The organism is Burkholderia sp. PR2 (assembly GCF_052372875.1).
GTDB lineage: Bacteria > Pseudomonadota > Gammaproteobacteria > Burkholderiales > Burkholderiaceae > Burkholderia > Burkholderia diffusa.
The window spans coordinates 2780436-2797436 of the sequence record NZ_JBQRWH010000004.1; the positions used below are offsets into that span (position 1 = coordinate 2780436).

The 17001-nt window shown below is 60.9% G+C and carries 14 protein-coding genes and 1 tRNA gene; 10 read left to right on the plus strand and 5 right to left on the minus strand.

Going from position 1 to position 17001, the window contains the following annotated elements:
• Positions 1-140: 140 nt before the first annotated feature.
• Together recX and recA are read right to left on the minus strand one after the other, a co-directional pair.
• Positions 141-1010, minus strand: coding sequence for a recombination regulator RecX (gene recX, locus ACT2FV_RS30090; RefSeq protein ID WP_444505291.1), 870 nt, complete (start codon positions 1008-1010; stop codon positions 141-143).
• Positions 1010-2083: a recombinase RecA gene (recA, locus tag ACT2FV_RS30095; protein WP_059607555.1), complete on the minus strand. Its 1074-nt coding sequence runs from the start codon at positions 2081-2083 to the stop codon at positions 1010-1012. Before recA ends, recX begins: the two co-directional genes overlap by 1 nt.
• A gap of 190 nt (positions 2084-2273) precedes the next feature.
• Here recA and ACT2FV_RS30100 point away from each other — a divergent pair, with 190 nt between their 5' ends.
• The 6 genes from ACT2FV_RS30100 to ACT2FV_RS30125 all read left to right on the plus strand — a co-directional run bounded on the left by ACT2FV_RS30100 (position 2274) and on the right by ACT2FV_RS30125 (position 9117).
• Entirely contained in the window at positions 2274-3002 is a 729-nt protein-coding gene (locus ACT2FV_RS30100; protein WP_059607556.1) for a response regulator transcription factor, read from the plus strand.
• 17 nt (positions 3003-3019) lie between these two features.
• Complete coding sequence (locus ACT2FV_RS30105) at positions 3020-4573, plus strand: sensor histidine kinase N-terminal domain-containing protein (RefSeq protein WP_444505292.1); 1554 nt, start codon at positions 3020-3022, stop codon at positions 4571-4573.
• A 222-nt stretch (positions 4574-4795) separates the two neighbouring features.
• Positions 4796-6454, plus strand: coding sequence for an MFS transporter (locus ACT2FV_RS30110; protein ID WP_444505293.1), 1659 nt, complete (start codon positions 4796-4798; stop codon positions 6452-6454).
• Positions 6455-6580: 126 nt separating this feature from the next.
• Positions 6581-6657: transfer RNA gene (locus ACT2FV_RS30115), tRNA-Met, on the plus strand.
• A 185-nt stretch (positions 6658-6842) separates the two neighbouring features.
• Positions 6843-8453 (plus strand): DUF6538 domain-containing protein, encoded by a 1611-nt coding sequence (locus ACT2FV_RS30120; RefSeq protein ID WP_444505294.1) that lies wholly within the window; start codon positions 6843-6845, stop codon positions 8451-8453.
• A gap of 340 nt (positions 8454-8793) precedes the next feature.
• Entirely contained in the window at positions 8794-9117 is a 324-nt protein-coding gene (locus tag ACT2FV_RS30125) for a hypothetical protein (RefSeq protein WP_444505295.1), read from the plus strand.
• Positions 9118-9418: 301 nt separating this feature from the next.
• Here ACT2FV_RS30125 and ACT2FV_RS30130 read toward each other — a convergent pair whose 3' ends face one another.
• Complete coding sequence (locus ACT2FV_RS30130) at positions 9419-9817, minus strand: hypothetical protein (RefSeq protein ID WP_444505296.1); 399 nt, start codon at positions 9815-9817, stop codon at positions 9419-9421.
• Positions 9818-10229: 412 nt separating this feature from the next.
• Here ACT2FV_RS30130 and ACT2FV_RS30135 point away from each other — a divergent pair, with 412 nt between their 5' ends.
• Complete coding sequence (locus tag ACT2FV_RS30135) at positions 10230-10973, plus strand: hypothetical protein (RefSeq protein WP_444505297.1); 744 nt, start codon at positions 10230-10232, stop codon at positions 10971-10973.
• Between the two features lie 209 nt (positions 10974-11182).
• Positions 11183-11608 carry a hypothetical protein gene (locus ACT2FV_RS30140; RefSeq protein ID WP_444505298.1) on the plus strand — a complete coding sequence of 142 codons (426 nt, stop codon included), beginning with the start codon at positions 11183-11185 and terminating at the stop codon, positions 11606-11608.
• Between the two features lie 179 nt (positions 11609-11787).
• On the opposite strand, the gene ACT2FV_RS30145 is transcribed toward ACT2FV_RS30140, so the two are convergent.
• Positions 11788-12231, minus strand: a complete 444-nt coding sequence (locus tag ACT2FV_RS30145; RefSeq protein ID WP_444505299.1) for an excisionase family DNA-binding protein — start codon at positions 12229-12231, stop codon at positions 11788-11790.
• Positions 12232-12378: 147 nt separating this feature from the next.
• Positions 12379-13197, minus strand: coding sequence for a hypothetical protein (locus ACT2FV_RS30150; protein ID WP_444505300.1), 819 nt, complete (start codon positions 13195-13197; stop codon positions 12379-12381).
• Positions 13198-15851: 2654 nt separating this feature from the next.
• Here ACT2FV_RS30150 and ACT2FV_RS30155 point away from each other — a divergent pair.
• Together ACT2FV_RS30155 and ACT2FV_RS30160 are read left to right on the plus strand one after the other, a co-directional pair.
• The gene (locus ACT2FV_RS30155; RefSeq protein WP_444505301.1) at positions 15852-16376 is read left to right on the plus strand and encodes an HAD domain-containing protein; all 525 of its coding nucleotides are present in this window, start codon (positions 15852-15854) and stop codon (positions 16374-16376) included.
• Positions 16340-16918, plus strand: coding sequence for a hypothetical protein (locus tag ACT2FV_RS30160; RefSeq protein ID WP_444505302.1), 579 nt, complete (start codon positions 16340-16342; stop codon positions 16916-16918). The genes ACT2FV_RS30155 and ACT2FV_RS30160 overlap by 37 nt, the downstream gene beginning before the upstream one ends.
• The last annotated feature ends 83 nt before the right edge of the window (positions 16919-17001 follow it).

Below are 17001 nucleotides of genomic sequence, written 5' to 3' on the forward strand. Positions count from 1 at the left end.
GGTTGAGGCCGAAGAGGAAAACCCGTGGATTTTAGCATATTGGGTATTTGAGGCATCCGGCCGCGACGGCGGGTATTCCCGCCTGTCCGGAAACGGTTGCATTGCAGCAAAATCGCGCGCAGCGCGCGCGACCGGACCGGTCAGTCGTCGATCGAGAAATCGTCGCCGACCTTCAGCAACTTCACGATGGTCGAGCTCGAGAAGCCGCGCGCGGCAAGGAAGCGCGCCTGCTTCGCGCGCTCGGCGGGCGTTTGCGGCAGTGCACCGAATTTCTTGCGCCAGACGGCCTGCGCGCGTGCCCACTCGGTCTCGCGCAATTGCGCATTCACTTCCTCGACGAGACTGTCGCCAACCGCATGACGCTTCAGTTCGCTGACGATGCGCGCGACGCCGACGCGCGATGCGCGGCGATGCACGAGGCTCTCGGCAAAGCGTGCGTCGGACAGCCAGCCTTCCTTTTCCAGTGCATCGAGCACCGGCTCGACGGATTCGTCCTCACCGACGTACGGCGCGAGCTTGCGCGCGAGTTCGGCCCGGCTGTACTCGCGCCGGGACAAATAGCCGAGCGCGCGGCCCTTCAGCGAACGCGGCGGTTTCGACGACTTGCGCTCGGTGGCACCGGATTCGTCGCCGGAAGCAGCGTCGGCTGAACCGCTGGACGCACGGCGCGTGCGACGCGGATGCTGGCTGCTGCGCGTATACACATCTTCCTTGACCGACGCAGACACATCAGCCGCGCGCTCGCCCGGAAAGTTGACACCGGACACGCGACGGCGCGACCGGTCGTGCGCGTCGAACGATTCGTCGTCGTCGAATGGATCGACCGGTACGGTCATCTCAAACGAAACGAGGGCATCCTCGGATGCCCTCGTCGCGGTACGGCTCGCGGCATGACTGCCCGCTCTCCGCCGGTTGGCCCCCGAGGATTCGGCTTGCCGGCCGGAGCGACCCGCCGTGTCGGACGCGTCGCTCGGTTCCGGTTCGCCAGCCTGACCTCGGCGCCCGACCATCACTCTTCTTCGTCCATCGCCTCGGCTTCGTCGACCCTTGCACCATCGGGCATGGCGGCAACGCCGAGCGATTCGCGAATGCGGTTTTCGATCTCGCGCGCGATTTCCGGATTCTCGCGCAGGAATTCACGCGCGTTGTCCTTGCCCTGGCCGATCTTCTCGCCGTTGTAGCTGTACCAGGCACCCGCCTTGTCGACGATCTTCGCCTGCACGCCGAGATCGATGATCTCGCCCTGACGCGAAATGCCTTCGCCGTACAGGATGTCGAAGATCGCTTCGCGGAACGGCGGCGACACCTTGTTCTTGACGACCTTCACGCGGGTTTCGTTGCCGATCACCTCGTCGTTCTTCTTGATCGAACCGATGCGGCGGATATCCAGACGCACCGACGAATAGAACTTGAGCGCATTGCCGCCCGTCGTGGTTTCCGGGTTGCCGAACATCACGCCGATCTTCATCCGGATCTGGTTGATGAAGATCACGAGGCAGTTCGTGCGCTTGATCGTGCCCGTCAGCTTGCGCAGTGCCTGCGACATCAGGCGAGCCTGCAGGCCCGGCAGCGAATCGCCCATCTCGCCTTCGATTTCGGCCTTCGGCACGAGCGCCGCGACCGAGTCGATGACGATCATGTCGATCGAGCCCGAGCGTACCAGCGCGTCGGTGATTTCAAGCGCCTGCTCGCCGGTGTCCGGCTGCGAGATCAGCAGCTCCGGCACGTTCACGCCGAGCTTCGCTGCATATTGAACGTCGAGCGCGTGCTCGGCGTCGATGAAGGCTGCCGTGCCGCCCAGCTTCTGCAGTTCGGCGATGACCTGCAGCGTGAGCGTGGTCTTACCGGACGATTCCGGACCGTAGATCTCGACCACCCGGCCGCGCGGCAGACCGCCGACGCCGAGCGCGATATCGAGACCCAGCGAGCCCGTGGAGACGACCTGGATGTCTTCGGCCGCTTCGCCGTCGCCCATCCGCATGATCGACCCCTTGCCGAACTGCTTCTCGATCTGCGCGAGCGCGGCCGCCAGCGCCTTGCTCTTCTCGGCGGTCATCCCGGAGCCCTTCTTGCTATCTTCCATGAATCGTCCTTTGCTATGATGAGCAGCGTCTGTCAGAGGCGCGCCCGCTTTCAAGCGCTGCCCACGAATGCAGACACTGTATAAAAAAACAGTGTTTTATGCAAGCCCGCAATGCAGGCTGCGTTGTACACGGATAACTTCGGAGACAGCCGCGCCGGCGCGAACGCCCCGCCGGCCATCGGTCAGCAACATGCGAATTCTCATCGCCGAAGACGACAGCATACTCGCGGACGGCCTCACCCGGTCACTCCGCCAATCGGGCTATGCCGTCGACCACGTGAAGAGCGGCGTCGAGGCCGATACCGCGCTGTCGATGCAGTCCTTCGACCTGCTGATCCTCGATCTCGGGCTGCCCAAGATGTCCGGGCTCGACGTGCTCAAGCGCCTGCGCGCGCGCAATTCCAATCTCCCCGTGCTGATCCTGACCGCCGCCGACAGCGTCGACGAGCGCGTGAAGGGGCTCGACCTCGGCGCGGACGACTACATGGCCAAGCCGTTCGCGCTCAACGAGCTCGAGGCGCGCGTGCGCGCGCTAACCCGGCGCGGCGCGGGCGGCGGCCCGACCGTCGTGCGCCACGGCTCGCTCGCGTTCGACCAGGTCGGCCGCATCGCCTATGCGAACGATCGCGTGCTCGATCTGTCCGCGCGCGAGCTCGGGCTGCTCGAAGTGCTGCTGCAGCGCATCGGCCGGCTCGTGTCGAAGGAGCAGCTCGTCGACCATCTGTGCGAATGGGGCGAGGAAGTCAGCAACAACGCGATCGAAGTGTACGTGCACCGGCTGCGCAAGAAGATCGAGCCGAGCGGTGTGCGGATTTCCACCGTGCGCGGCCTCGGCTACTGCCTCGAGAAAGTCGCGCCCGCGGCGCCGGCCGACTCGGCCGCGCCCCAGTCCGCGGCGGCCGGCACGCCGCTGCGCTGACCCCGGCCGTCGCCGCGATGGCCACGCCGGCCCATTCCCGCCATCCGACCGGCGATCAACCGTCCGCCGCCGACGTCGCGCGCGACGCGCGCTACGAGAACCCGTTCGCGCCGCCCGACGAAACCGACACGTCCGAGGCCGCGCGTCCGCGCTCGCTGTTCGGCGAAATCCTCGACTGGATGCTCGCGCCGCTCCTGCTGCTGTGGCCGATGAGCATCGCCGTCACCTATCTCGTCGCGAAGACGATCGCGAACGGCCCGTTCGACCGCGCGCTCGAGACCAACGCGTACGTGCTCGCGCGGCAGATCCATCCGGTCAACGGCGTCGCCGAGCTGACGCTGCCGCAGCAGACGCGCGACTTCCTGCGCGCGGACAACGTCGACAGCGTTTACTTCCAGGTGCTGGGCACGCGCGGCGAGCTGGTCGCGGGCGAGGCCGACATGCCGCTGCCGCGCGACGAGGACCGTCCGCCGCCGGGCGTCGTCGTATTTCGCGACGACCTGCTGCGCGGCAACGACGTGCGCGTCGCGTATACGACCGTCGCGCTGCCCGAGTCGAACAGCGCGCAGCCCGTGCTCGTGCAGGTCGGCGAGACGCTCGACAAGCGCAACGCGCTCGCGAACGACATCATCAAGGGCGTGATCCTGCCGCAGTTCGTGATCCTGCCGCTCGCGATCCTGCTCGTCTGGTTCGGGCTGTCGCGAGGGCTCGCGCCGCTCAACGCGCTGCAGGCGCAGATCCGTGCACGGCGGCCCGACGACCTGTCGCCCGTCGAGGCGCAGCGCGCGCCGCCCGAGATCGAGCCGCTCGTCACGTCGTTCAACGACCTGCTCGCGCGTCTCGAACAGAGCATGGCGCTGCAGAAGCGCTTCATCGCCGACGCCGCGCACCAGATGAAGACGCCGCTCGCGGGGCTGCGCACCCAAGCCGAGTTCGCGTTGCGCCACCCCGTGCCGCCCGACGTGCAGCGTTCGCTCGAACAGATCGCGACGAGCTCCGAGCAGGCCGGGCGACTCGTCACGCAACTGCTCGCGCTCGCGCGCGCCGAGAACCGCGCGAGCGGGCTGACGTTCGAGCCGGTCGAGATCGCCGCGCTGGCACGCCGCACGGTGCGCGACTGGGTGCAGGCCGCGCTCGCGAAGCGTATGGACCTCGGCTACGAAGGTCCGGAGGACGACGCGCCGCTCGAGGTCGACGGCAATCCCGTGATGCTGCGCGAGATGCTCGGCAACCTGGTCGACAACGCGATCCGCTACACGCCCGAAGGCGGCCGCATCACCGTGCGCGTGCGGGCCGAGCGTGCGACGCGACGCGTGCATCTCGAAGTCGAGGACACCGGGCCCGGCATCCCGGCCACGGAACGCGACCGCGTGGTCGAACGCTTCTACCGGATCCTCGGCCGCGAAGGCGACGGCAGCGGGCTCGGACTTGCGATCGTGCGCGAGATCGCCGCCCAGCACGGCGGCACGCTGACGCTCGACGATCACGTCTACCAAAGCGCACCTCGCCTCGCGGGCACGCTCGTGCGCATCAGCCTGCCGCTGTCGGACACCGCGCCGGACCAATCCTGATACGCGCGAGTCCGTACCGCGCCGCGATCGCGTCGAAACCCGAGCTTTACCACCCGATTGCGACACGATCGGAACGCGAAACGACCGATTCGGCGCGGGTTAACGCGCAGTCGATTTGTGCCCGCGAGTCAGTGCGCCGTAAGTTTCCGTGCCAATAATCGTCGACAGGCCCGCCCACCCAAGGCGGCCGCATATCTATATCAAGGGACTTGGAGACGATTCATGGCAACGTTAGGCGAGCAAATTTCGCACTCGCCGATGACGGGCGAAGAGAAGAAGGTGATCTTCGCGTCGTCGCTCGGCACCGTGTTCGAGTGGTACGACTTTTACCTGGCCGGATCACTCGCGGCCTACATCAGCAAGAGCTTCTTCTCCGGGGTCAATCCGACCGCCGCATTCATCTTCACGCTGCTCGGCTTCGCGGCGGGCTTCGCCGTGCGTCCGTTCGGCGCGATCGTGTTCGGCCGGCTCGGCGACCTCGTCGGCCGCAAGCACACGTTCCTCGTGACGATCGTGATCATGGGTATCTCGACCTTCGTGGTCGGCTTCCTGCCCGGCTACACATCGATCGGCATCGCGGCGCCCGTGATCTTCATCGCGATGCGGCTGCTGCAGGGCCTCGCGCTCGGCGGCGAGTACGGCGGCGCGGCGACCTACGTCGCCGAGCATGCGCCGGCGAACCGTCGCGGCTTCTATACCGCGTGGATCCAGACGACCGCGACCCTCGGCCTGTTCCTGTCGCTGCTCGTGATCCTCGGCGTGCGCACGTTCATCGGCGAGGAAGCGTTCGGCAGCTGGGGCTGGCGCGTGCCGTTCGTCGCGTCGATCCTGCTGCTCGCGGTGTCGGTGTGGATCCGGATGCAGCTGAACGAATCGCCGGTGTTCCTGCGCATCAAGGCGGAAGGCAAGACGTCGAAGGCGCCGCTGACCGAAGCGTTCGGCCAGTGGAAGAACCTGAAGATCGTGATCCTCGCGCTCATCGGCCTGACGGCCGGCCAGGCCGTCGTGTGGTACACCGGCCAGTTCTACGCACTGTTCTTCCTCACGCAGACGCTGAAGGTCGACGGTGCCAGCGCGAACATCCTGATCGCGATCGCACTCCTGATCGGCACACCGTTCTTCCTGTTCTTCGGTTCGCTGTCGGACAAGATCGGCCGCAAGCCGATCATCCTCGCGGGCTGCCTGATCGCGGCGCTCACCTACTTCCCGCTGTTCAAGGCGCTCACGCACTACGCGAACCCGCAGCTCGAACTCGCGACGCAGAAGGCGCCGATCACGGTCGTCGCCGATCCGGCCACCTGCTCGTTCCAGTTCAACCCGGTGGGCACGTCGAAGTTCACGAGCTCGTGCGACATCGCGAAGAGCGCGCTCGCCAAGGCCGGCCTGAACTACGAGAACGTCGCGGCTCCGGCCGGTACGCTGGCCGAAATCAAGGTCGGCGATACGGTGATCCAGACCTACGACGGCAAGGCGGCCGACGCGAAGGCGCAGGGCGCGGCGTTCGACAAGACGCTCGCGTCGACACTGAAGGGGGCCGGCTACCCGGCGAAGGCCGACCCGGCGCAGCTCAACTGGCCGATGACGATCGTGATCCTGACGATCCTCGTGATCTACGTGACGATGGTCTACGGCCCGATCGCCGCGATGCTGGTCGAGATGTTCCCGACGCGCATCCGCTACACGTCGATGTCGCTGCCCTATCACATTGGCAACGGCTGGTTCGGCGGCTTCCTGCCGGCGACCGCGTTCGCGATCGTCGCGGCGAAGGGCGACATCTACTCGGGGCTCTGGTATCCGATCGTGATCGCGCTGGCCACGTTCGTGATCGGCCTGCTGTTCGTCAAGGAGACGAAGGACTCGAATATCTACGCGCAGGATTGAGGTAGGTCGGTTGCGGGCGGCATCCCCGCCCGCAATCGGTGCCGGCGCCGGCACCGGCACTTTTTTTCAGGAAAGTGAAAAAAGGTGTTGACAGCCCGGCGGCACATCTGCATAATTCAATTCTTCGGCGAATTAGCTCAGTCGGTTAGAGCGACGGAATCATAATCCGCAGGTCCGGGGTTCGAGTCCCTGATTCGCCACCAAATGCAAGAAGCCGCTGTTCCGCAAGGACAGCGGCTTTTCGCTTTTCCGAGAGCCTTGATTTATAAGGCTTTCAGGGCTGCTGGCCTAAAGATTTTCGCTTGCCGACCGTAACACTGGACCGTAGCAATTTCCGTACGGCTCCGTTCGTTAAGGTCAACCTGTGAGCGATAAATTGCAGCAATACATGTACAAGCGGCCGGACAGCGAGCGGTGGCAATTCCGACGCCCCGTTCCCAAACACCTGCAGGCCTCCATTGGCAAACCCACCATCACGGCGTCCCTGCGCACAGCCAACCACAAGGAAGCCGCCAAACTGGCGCGCGCGCTAGCCGCCGAGACCGATACACTCTTCGCAGAGCACGAAGCTAGACTGAGCGCCATGGAGGACAGGCTTGGCGCGAACACCCCCGAAGCGCGCATCCAAGCCACGGCTTCCGGCCGACCGACACGCCTTGAGCGCTGGATGGTGCCTCAGCTTCTTGAGCGCTACAAGGCGGCCATGCTCGCGCTGCCCGAAACCGACCGCCCGAAAACGGTCGCCGCCCTTCGGGCCGAGCGCGTCGAAATCGAGGGAGAGCGCCAGGAACTCGAAGACGCGTGCGCGCTGCAGGACATCGCGTATGCAGAAGATAACGTCAGGAACGTTCTCACTACAGAGGGCTTCGACCTAGAGCAGGTCACCCCGGAACTGCGGCACTACTTCACGCTGCAACTGATGCAGACCGACCTCGCGGTTATCAAAGACCAGCTCGCACGACTGAATGGCATCGCGGTGCTGGAGCCCGAGATGCCGGCCGCCCCAGGCGAAAATGACAGCTGGAGCCACTACCTAGATTATTGGGTGGCAGAACGCACTCCCGAGGCGAAGTCCGCTGACGAGACGCGGTCGCAGGTCAAGCGGCTGCGCGAGTTTTCCGGCGACAAAGCCCCCGTTGAGCTGACCGCCACAGACCTGCGTGACTTTGCCATTTACCTCGAGAAAGACGAGGGTCTCTCGAAAAGCCGCGTCAAGACGATTTTCGCGCTGTTGCGCACGGTTCTCCAGACGAACCTGGAAAGTGGCCTGACGGCTTTGCGGTCCAATCCCTTCAGGGAAGTCAAAATCACTGTCCCATCGAAGCAAAGGGAGGAGCGTCAGCCATTTGAACTGCGGCACCTCCGCCTCCTATTCGAGACCGAAGTGTTTACGTCTGGCAAGCGACCGGCCAAAGGCGGTCGCGATGCCGCGTTCTGGCTGCCGCTGCTCGCGGCCTTTGGTGGCGAACGCGAGGAAGAGCTCGGCCAGTTGATGGTCTGTGACGTGGAAACGTGGAACGAACGCATGTTTTTGCGCATCACCGACCTAGACGACGCACAGGGCATCAAGAATTCGGTCTCGAAGCGGCACGTTCCCGTCCACGGCGAACTGCTGAAAATCGGCTTTGGCCGCTACGTCGACGCTGTCCGTTCGTCTGGCAAGGACCGGCTCTTTCCAGACCTCAAGCCCAACAAATACGGCGTGTTCACGGCGCAGTTCTCGACCTGGTTCAACGAGTACCTCGATGCACAAGTCGTCGACGATGTCCGTTACAACTTCCACTCGTTCCGCCACACGTTTGAAGAATACGGCGGTCGGTGCGGGCTATCGGAATATCAAATCAACGGCATCCTGGGTCACCAACCCGAAGGCATGTCGGGCCGGTATGGGCAGACGCGTGGCGGCCGTCGCGTGTATGACCGTATGGAGCTGGCGACGGGGATGGACCGCTTCAAGCTGGAAGGTGTTGATTTGTCGCATTTGTACGGTACGTACTGAGGCGGACTCTGCGACGACATGCTTGGGGGCGAGGTAACGTAAATCACCGGCATGGCGCCGTTGAGCCAAGTACCTCGCGCCTCAGTCCCGCCCTACGAGATAACGCTCGCATCTGCGCAGTCACATTCCCATCCCGGACGCGCGCGACCGCGACCCGTTACGGCGGGATTACCGATGTGACGTTGGCCCAATGCCCTCCTCCCTCAAATTGAGGTTGGGTGGGAGGGTTGCCGTGAGGGACGGTCCAGCTTGTCAAATCAAGCCTCAGTCGGATTCATCGAAACGGGGCCACTTCCGTGCCACCACCGACTGGCAATCTGACCGTGAGGATGAGGACCAAATGGAAAACACGAAGAACTCGACCAGCGAGCACCGAACGAAGCAGACTGTACGGACGCTGTACACCTACAAGCTGTTCCGAGTCAAAAACCAAGACGGCAAGAGCACAACGGTTTCTGTCGACCCCGCTCTGGTAACCGCCGCTATCAAAGCATTGGGCGACGCCGCGAGAGTCGGTCAGGTCGTTCGCGATGCCAGTCGCAAGTACGACACCGCAAACGCGGGTTGCAGCCGTTCCCGCTTCGTGCAGCGGGAGTTATTGGCCGCGCATACGCGAGCACTGACAAGCAACCAAGCGATTTCTGCCGCCGTGCTAGCGGCCTAGCAACGTGGGCAATCGCCCAACACACCGGACCTCTCGGCCGCAGTCCGGCCAAGCCATCTGCTTTGCAGCCGGGACGGTCCATTCACTTTCTGGGAGGCTCGGCGCCTCAATTGGCCGCGTAAAACCAAAAATCGAAAACGACGCGGCCAATGAATCAGTCCCCACTTGGGTTGCGGGAATCCCTCACGTCAGCACGACTGATATTGACGCCGGCTGGGCACTATCGTTTGATAGCGCGCGAGCCAAGCGTCACTTTGTCTCAACTGGTCCCTATATCGCGACGCATTACACATTGCTACGCTTATTGCTGCCGATTCCCAAATTCAAACGTGTTGCCGTCATAGGAAAGCTCGGCGGCGGGCATGAGGAGCGCCTCGGGAACATTGATAGACATCAACATGTAGAGCCGGCCCGTCGGACTCCGCACGACGCCGAACTCATGTAATTGTTCGGCTTCTTGATTGAAGCGCGGGTCTTCTGCACTGACTTCCTCGTCGTCGTGCAAACCAACGACCTTTGCATCAGCGACCAACGTCCATGAGACATCTTTCACGAAGTTTGGTGGCGACGTCAGTTCGGACACAGCGAACCCGGCGTCGTCATAGTCAGTCACGCCTCCTAACCCGTCGACGATAAACCATCCCTTCTGTCCGGCCTCTCGGAGCGGAGCAACCGCCGTCTTGTACAACAACATCGTCATGAGATTTTCCTGTTGGTACTAGGGCACTGCATAACGGCAGAGTACGGCAAAAACTTTAGACATCCCGTCATCGCTAGTCATCACGGAGCGTGGATGCAGTGTCCGTATGCAGTCTGCAATCTACCGCACGCGCACCCCGCGAAGGTATGATGCTGGCCGTCGATGACGCAAGGCTATGGGGCACTTTCGTGTGCGTCGCAGGGGCATCCTCGGATTCGCCGCAAGTTTCCGCGCGGAAACTTCACGTGCAGGCCCCGCGCCGTGTCCTCTCATCGACAAGCCGAGTATTTGACGCCGCGCCAGGAAGCGGAGCGCTGATTGAAATTGATGCCCGCGCGTGACTGAAAGAACGAGTGCCAGGCTTCCATGGCAGCGCGAACAATGGCTGTTTAGGAACTTGCGCGAGACAAGGATGCCGATGAAGTCCGCTGAAAAGTACACAAACCGATACAGGGCCGTCGCAGCACGTGCACGCGGCGCTGTTCTGAAACTGTCCGCACTTGATGCATGGACGCGTCAGAACGACTGGCCGGTCAATATCGCTCAACTTTTCCGATACGACGGAGAGGGCGAGAGCCCACCAGAACACCGTCACTTCGTTGATTTCATAGTCGTCGGGATGAAGGTCGCCGACGCATTCGTCGAGGCAGCCGACGACCATGCCATCGCGGAGTACGCCCAGAGGCTGGGCGTGGATGAGGTTGACCGCCAGACGGCTCGAACGGTCATGATGGCAGATGTGGACTATCGCATCCTTTGCGCGGTGTATGACGGCGAGCTCATGTTCTACGACCAGGCCGGGCTTCCACTTGACGTCACCGCTGAGCGACTCGAATACGGTGCCTCGCCTGAGGCATACATGCCACCCGATTTCCCTCCCTCGGAGACACCGGAAAAGCGACTCGGTCAGCAGCGCAGTCAGGAAGAGGCGATATTGAGGCACCTGAGTCAGCATGGCTGGACTGCGCGTGCTCTCCCGCGCGCGGAGGCGGGAAAGCGCGGTGTCAAAGCAGCTGTGCGGTCAGCTTTGTCGCTCGACAGGCGACTGTTTCGGTCAGCAAAGACTTTCGACATGGCCTGGGAGCGACTTCGGAAGTCTGGTGAAATTGCTGACCAAACGGAATCAGCGACTCTCCTCCCTCGACTTGAGGATTAGCGGGAGGGTTGCGCGGGAGCAGGGTCCGGCGATTCCAATAGGCAAGGTCATTCAAAGTTCCGCAGCGAGGGAATCCCTCCCGAGTCGGAGCCAATTGACACGTCTATTATCGAAGGGAGAACCGAATGTCAAGTGGTCCAATCTCGCAACGCAGACCCGGCGTAGCTAAGAAGATTTCCAGCTCAGAGCTCACCAGATATCGACTGCGCATGGAATGCACTGGCGACGGGGAGTTGATTGCTTGGGCACTGCGCGGTATCGCATTTGAGATTACTGAGGAGGACGCCTTTCTTCCACAGTCGGATGGCTTCCATTTCAAACCAACCTGGGATGTGGGAATGTCGTTCTGGACGCAACGACATATTACGGCGGCGATGCTACGCTGGCTCCTCAATGAATTTATCGACTGCCACATTGCCGTCGAGTCGCTTGCCCTGTACAGCGAATACACGGCCGACCGCATCGAGCTTGAGCCGAATCAGCACTGCTTTCCGCCTCCGGCCCTGACTGTCGCCAAGGTGCGCGGGAACCTCCTCGCCTATGCGGAATATCTAAACTCGCAGCAGTCGCGTGCATTAGACGGCGCACTTCGGATGGAGGAGAAGCGTGGCGAGCAGATGCGGCCCTCCTGCTAGTTGCGCCTAGGACGCGGCGCGTATCAAATTGCGCCCGTCGGGCTCTGGACGCCAACACAAGTCCACCATCTGCGCGTGCTGCCGAGGCAACCTGGCGCCAGGAGTCCTTGTGGGGAAGCTCCCAAGGGGCACTGCTGGGGACGCTCCGACACCTGCATCCCACCCCGGCCATGCCGGGATTATTTTTTCTGTGCCGCCTGAATCTCAGCGGTAGACTGAGCAGGGATGGCGACAACAGCATCGCAGGTGTCGCACACAGCTACAAGGATGTTCCGCACCACGCCTTTCCCATCGCTGAATGGAACATCGCGACGCAGAAATGTTGTCGTGACAATCCTCTCGCAGTAAGGGCAGATGGCACTGCCCGCGTGTCCCTCGCTATACATCAATCCCGGCGGTTCCTGGTCTTCTGCCTGGGCGTCAAAGAATGCCCGCGCCTCACGCTGCTTCTTCGCCTTGTACGCGAGTACATCCGCCTTTCTCAGGAACCGGTGTTCGCCAGTGATGTGATGAAGTGGGAGCGTCCCGGACTCGACCAGCTTCACCACGTGCTGGTGAGATACAAACAGAAGCTGCGCAGCTTCGAACGTCGAGATGAATTCGCCAGCCTTTGCGGTCGTCATTGCTCGTGAACGGTCCTGTTCAGGCCACACGTCGAGCGTTAAGAAGCGGCAGCTGGAGAAGGAACCTCAGCCAAACCAATGCAGCGCTATCGAAACTCATTGCGCCTCCTCGAGACTTTCGGTGATTACCTCCGCCATTGGTATGCGTCAAAGCATCGCAGCCGCCCCGCTCGTAAGCTCGTCATCGCCGCCACCATCTGACGGTAGAATCTTGCGGATTACCGCCACGATATCGGCCTTCTTCCCAACCTTGACCGGGCGCAAGTCATAGCTAGGATAGTCGTCTATCGTGACCCTGCAATGCGCGACGCCATTCGTGATATCCACGTCGAGCCTTGCCTCCGGCACCTCGTGCGACTCACCCATCATGTGCCTTGAAACAACCACCGTCACTGCCCGCGCCTGTGGGTACGGGCCCTCTAGCCGGATATTCGCGTCGTCTTGTACGGCACACGCGGTGCGCTCAAGCCATCTCACCCGGGGGTCAATGTTGGCAACCGCAGTACATACCAGCAGAAGCGCCTCATCTTTGCCACGGAATGCGCCGACGTAAATTCTGACTATTGTTCGGGAAAACTCCTCCGCCCACCCTAGCGCGAACTCCCGCAACAGCCGGCGACCTTCTCTCGTGCGCAGCGCTTCCAACGGCGTGCTATCCCCGAGCGGAGCCCAGCGTGACATCAGAAAATTCAGACGGGAAAGAGGCGGCGCCGGATACAGGACGCGACACAACTTTGCGAGGCGCCGACGGTCATGCGCAGGGTCAACTAATAACGCGGGATAGTAGCCTGTTCCGTCGATTTCGATTGAAAACACGCTACCGCTTGCTGTCAGCCGAGCCAGTTGCTTCAAGCTCACGCCCCGTCGTAGGCAAAACTCCTCCGCATTGAGAGCCTCGCCGTTTCGAATCATTTGGCGGCGCGCCCGAAGCGCATCGCGCCGCGTTTTCTCTATCCATTCTGGCATAACCGTAAATGTCCTAGACAGGCACCGTCACACCGCCACTCACCCTTACACTTGGGACTTTATGGCCTTACCGCGACCAGTATGAGTATGGTGTGGCGTCCAATGCCTCCTGTTCTGCTCGAAGCCGCTCGCCGACCTAATTTTCAATATATCCAGGTCATGTGATATGAACGCTCCTGCGGCATCAGCAGTGGCTGATGGACTCCAGATTAGTAGCGATTCCACGAGTCGGGCGTCACTTTCGACTCCTAGAGTTATTGAACGTTCTTAGCCGAGACGTTCATAATTATATTCAGCCACAGTACACTTCGTTTTACTAACATTCAAGGGTATAAATAGCGTAGCAACTGTAGATGGCGACTCCGCCCCCTCTCGAATCTAGATTTTGTCGCCGGCGAATGACTCCGGTCGACATGTGCTGATGTGAGAGCCAAGGGGAGCACTTTGCGACGTCACCAGCGTCTCTCGACGTAGCGTCGCATCAGTTTCCGCGCGGAAACCGTGTGACGCCTACAATCGCCTCACAACTTTGTTACCACGGGATGGGTAGGTTATATGCCCTTCCGACGGTGACTCGCCTACGTTTGCGAGACACCATAGGCCGCCACTGGCGTCGAGGAAATCAGCTTGGGGTAGCTAGCCTAGATGCGCGGCCGACGTGGCGCTCAGTGCCATCGAGCATGATAAGGGTAACACGTGACCACCTCGCCGCGCGACGTCTGCGCTGGGCCTCGCGCAACCGCACAAGGCGCTGCCTTCGTTGTTTTCGGTTCATAGAGGTCTCGATGTCCATGCCCCTAGTTTACTGTGCCCTAGGCCTTCGCGGCCACAACAATGGGACGCGCCGGCACAAAGAGGTTTATCTCATCCAACGGGCCGTCGCCGGCCTGCGACGACGGGAGGCCTTTGGTATAAATAGATTTGCACGAATCAGCCGTTTTCATGCAATTCTATTTTTAAGATGGCGTCCTCCAGTCGGCTCGCACAGGACCGCGAGCGCTGTGGCCGTCGGTGCGTGGCCGACAGGCCGTCAGTGCCTTACAATTGACGGAAAGGTAAGGAGGAAGCCACGGCCGAATCAACAGTGACATCCAAAGAACGGACCACTGTTCCTGTAGAAGTGAGAGCAGCACTTCACGCTGAACCGGGCACCCGCCTCGAGTGGTGTGACGCCGGACGGCGACGTCAACGTGCGTGCGAAAACTCTGTCGATTCTTAACCTGGCAGGGTCAGTGAAGACTGACAAGCACGTGGACATCGAGGACATGAATCCCTGGAGTAGCTGATGGCCTCCCTGGATACGAATGTGCTCGCTCGCTATCTCGTTCGTGATGACGAAAGTCAGTTTGAACAGGCGCGCCAGTTAGCCCAACAACAGGTTCACGGGCGGCAGCCGCTGCACATACCGACAACCTGCGAGTCCCCGACCGCGCTCTTATGCGAAACTGCCACCAAACGATTATGCTGCCCCCGATGCCGCGAGATGCCACCGTTTTGGGCGTAGGCACGTGATTTCCCTAAACAACGTTTGGCGTAGGGGAAAAGGCGCGTCCCTCACCGACTTCATCAACGAGAGCTAGACGCAGACGCGGAATGGCGGCACTTTGGCATAAGGTTTGGGTTTTACGCGTCTCCGGTGGATTCCAGGCAACAATGGACTACATCTGTATGCGGGTTGCCAGAGTTACCCCCTGCCGGGCAGTTATGTGGTTCGTGGACGCCAGCACCGGACGCGACTTAGCGGGCCGATTTCGGCCATATTCGGGAGAAGGTAGGCAGCGGCTCACCAATGGGCAGGGCCGGATTCGCATATGGATGTAGTCCATGGCGGCGGCTCACCAACGGCCGGACCGGACGCGCATATGGATGTAGTCCATGGTAGCGGCTCACCAACTGCCGTGGACCGGACGCGCATATGGATGTAGTCCATGGTAGCGGCTCACCAACTGCCGTGGACCGGACGCGCATATGGATGTAGTCCATGGTAGGGCCAGTCACCGTGTGCAGCGACCAGTTCGCAGCTTACATAGTTTCCGCGCGGAAACCACGTTCGCACAAACCAAGCAAATTCCATCGCAGGAACGTGCTCTGAAATCGCTACCGCAAGCCAAACCCTTGAGCAAGAAGCAACAGCAAAATCAAGAGCCAGTTCTTCTCATGGGATTAGCCCGCCTTCATCTTCCATTTCCAAATAATACTGTTTCCATTCAATAGTTTTACTAACTTTAGTATTGCATAAACACAATATCTGACTTACTTTACTGACCAATACTTCCCCGCCCCCGGTCTCGAGCTATCCTTATGGATGGTAGTGGTCGCCGTATTTAGGGCACTGAAGAAGCGTATATGTCGCTGACATCTCGAAGGCGCCGAAAGACGAGTCCGTGGTGAGCGCTCGAACAATGGTCTCAGTAGCCTGGCAAGTTTCCGCGCGGAAACCACATGATGGACCACAACCGTAACACCACTTGCCGAGCCACATCGAATGCTGCCCTCACTACGCCGTGCCTCCGAGGTAGAGGGAGTATCGAAGGGAAGAGGCCGCATCTCGGGGCACCCCACCACTGCTCCGACCCACACGAAGTTTCCGCGCGGAAATTTTTTGTAGCTGCATAACTCAGCCGCATGGAAGCTACCATGAAGGAGTCGAGGAATTGAACTCGGGTGAGCAACGAAAGCCGGTCATCTTTACGAATATCGACGGTGTTTTGCATCCGCATGGCGCAGTAATTATGCGAGACGGCACAGTTCGCATGCGCGATGACCGCTATGTGCTGTTTGAATGGTCGGAGCCCCTGATAGAAATCGTCCGCGAATTCAATGCGGACATAGTGCTAAGAAGCAGCTGGACCTCTCGCCTTCCTCTTTACCAGGTTCTCTCATTGATGCCCCCACAATTAGCGAGTGCCGTCGCTGGCGTGACACAGCCTATAGCGACAAGCCGCTGGGACAGGACGCAGTGCCGCAGCCGCTACGAAGTTGTCCGTGAATACGTTGCGTGGCACGGATTCGTAAACTGGGTCGCACTTGACGATGTTCTCGATGGCTGGCCGGATGCCGAGCGTGAACGACTGGTCTTATGCGACGAGTCAGGTCTGAGCAGGCTTCTTACGGAACTTGAGCTCCGGGAGCGATTGCTCCGGTGGAGAACAGACGGCTCAACGAATGCAATGAACTGAACGGTCGAGACAACGTACTCGCCATTCAAGTTGATGGAAGCCGGTGGCGCGTGGTCATAAGCGAAGATTGTGACCGAATTTTCTCGTTTGACATGGAGACAGGCGTGTTACGAATTACGATAGAGCTGTGGCCTGGCGGCAGGGAAACCGGCAAACGCGTGATTGCCAGTGGTGACATCGGCAGGATTCGCGCTGGCGAGTTGGCAGACTACGAGGTGGACCTGCGTGAGGACTTGCTTGGTGACGTTGGCGACACAGCACAGGTGCGTAACTATCCGAGACGGTCATCATCGGTGTGGGATTTAGTGGCACGCTGTATTTCAGCTGCGTTAAATGACGGTAGAGAGGAACTACCACCGCGCCCGACGCTCCCGGATGTGCCCGTGCATGTGCGCGACGATGGCGTGCGCTACGTGCGGCTCGATGAAATTCCGGAGCCAGCAAGAAGTCTTTTCAGGCATAACCTGGCTGGGTCCGGGATTCCCAGTCATGGCTGCGCCTATGCGCATGATTGGACAGATTTTTTATTCGGCGGCCGCTAACTCACGGATTTTGATAGATATCGCGGCAACTGATATAAGCTGTCGAACTCGTTTACCGCTCCCGAAAGGAGAACTATGCAAAG

Coding starts and splice junctions, on each gene's coding strand:
- recX (WP_444505291.1), bottom strand. CDS start 1,010: ATGGTCGGGCGCCGAGGTCAGGCTGGCGAACCGGAACCGAGCGACGCG.
- recA (WP_059607555.1), bottom strand. CDS start 2,083: ATGGAAGATAGCAAGAAGGGCTCCGGGATGACCGCCGAGAAGAGCAAG.
- ACT2FV_RS30100 (WP_059607556.1), top strand. CDS start 2,274: ATGCGAATTCTCATCGCCGAAGACGACAGCATACTCGCGGACGGCCTC.
- ACT2FV_RS30105 (WP_444505292.1), top strand. CDS start 3,020: ATGGCCACGCCGGCCCATTCCCGCCATCCGACCGGCGATCAACCGTCC.
- ACT2FV_RS30110 (WP_444505293.1), top strand. CDS start 4,796: ATGGCAACGTTAGGCGAGCAAATTTCGCACTCGCCGATGACGGGCGAA.
- ACT2FV_RS30120 (WP_444505294.1), top strand. CDS start 6,843: ATGTACAAGCGGCCGGACAGCGAGCGGTGGCAATTCCGACGCCCCGTT.
- ACT2FV_RS30125 (WP_444505295.1), top strand. CDS start 8,794: ATGGAAAACACGAAGAACTCGACCAGCGAGCACCGAACGAAGCAGACT.
- ACT2FV_RS30130 (WP_444505296.1), bottom strand. CDS start 9,817: ATGACGATGTTGTTGTACAAGACGGCGGTTGCTCCGCTCCGAGAGGCC.
- ACT2FV_RS30135 (WP_444505297.1), top strand. CDS start 10,230: ATGCCGATGAAGTCCGCTGAAAAGTACACAAACCGATACAGGGCCGTC.
- ACT2FV_RS30140 (WP_444505298.1), top strand. CDS start 11,183: ATGGAATGCACTGGCGACGGGGAGTTGATTGCTTGGGCACTGCGCGGT.
- ACT2FV_RS30145 (WP_444505299.1), bottom strand. CDS start 12,231: ATGACGACCGCAAAGGCTGGCGAATTCATCTCGACGTTCGAAGCTGCG.
- ACT2FV_RS30150 (WP_444505300.1), bottom strand. CDS start 13,197: ATGCCAGAATGGATAGAGAAAACGCGGCGCGATGCGCTTCGGGCGCGC.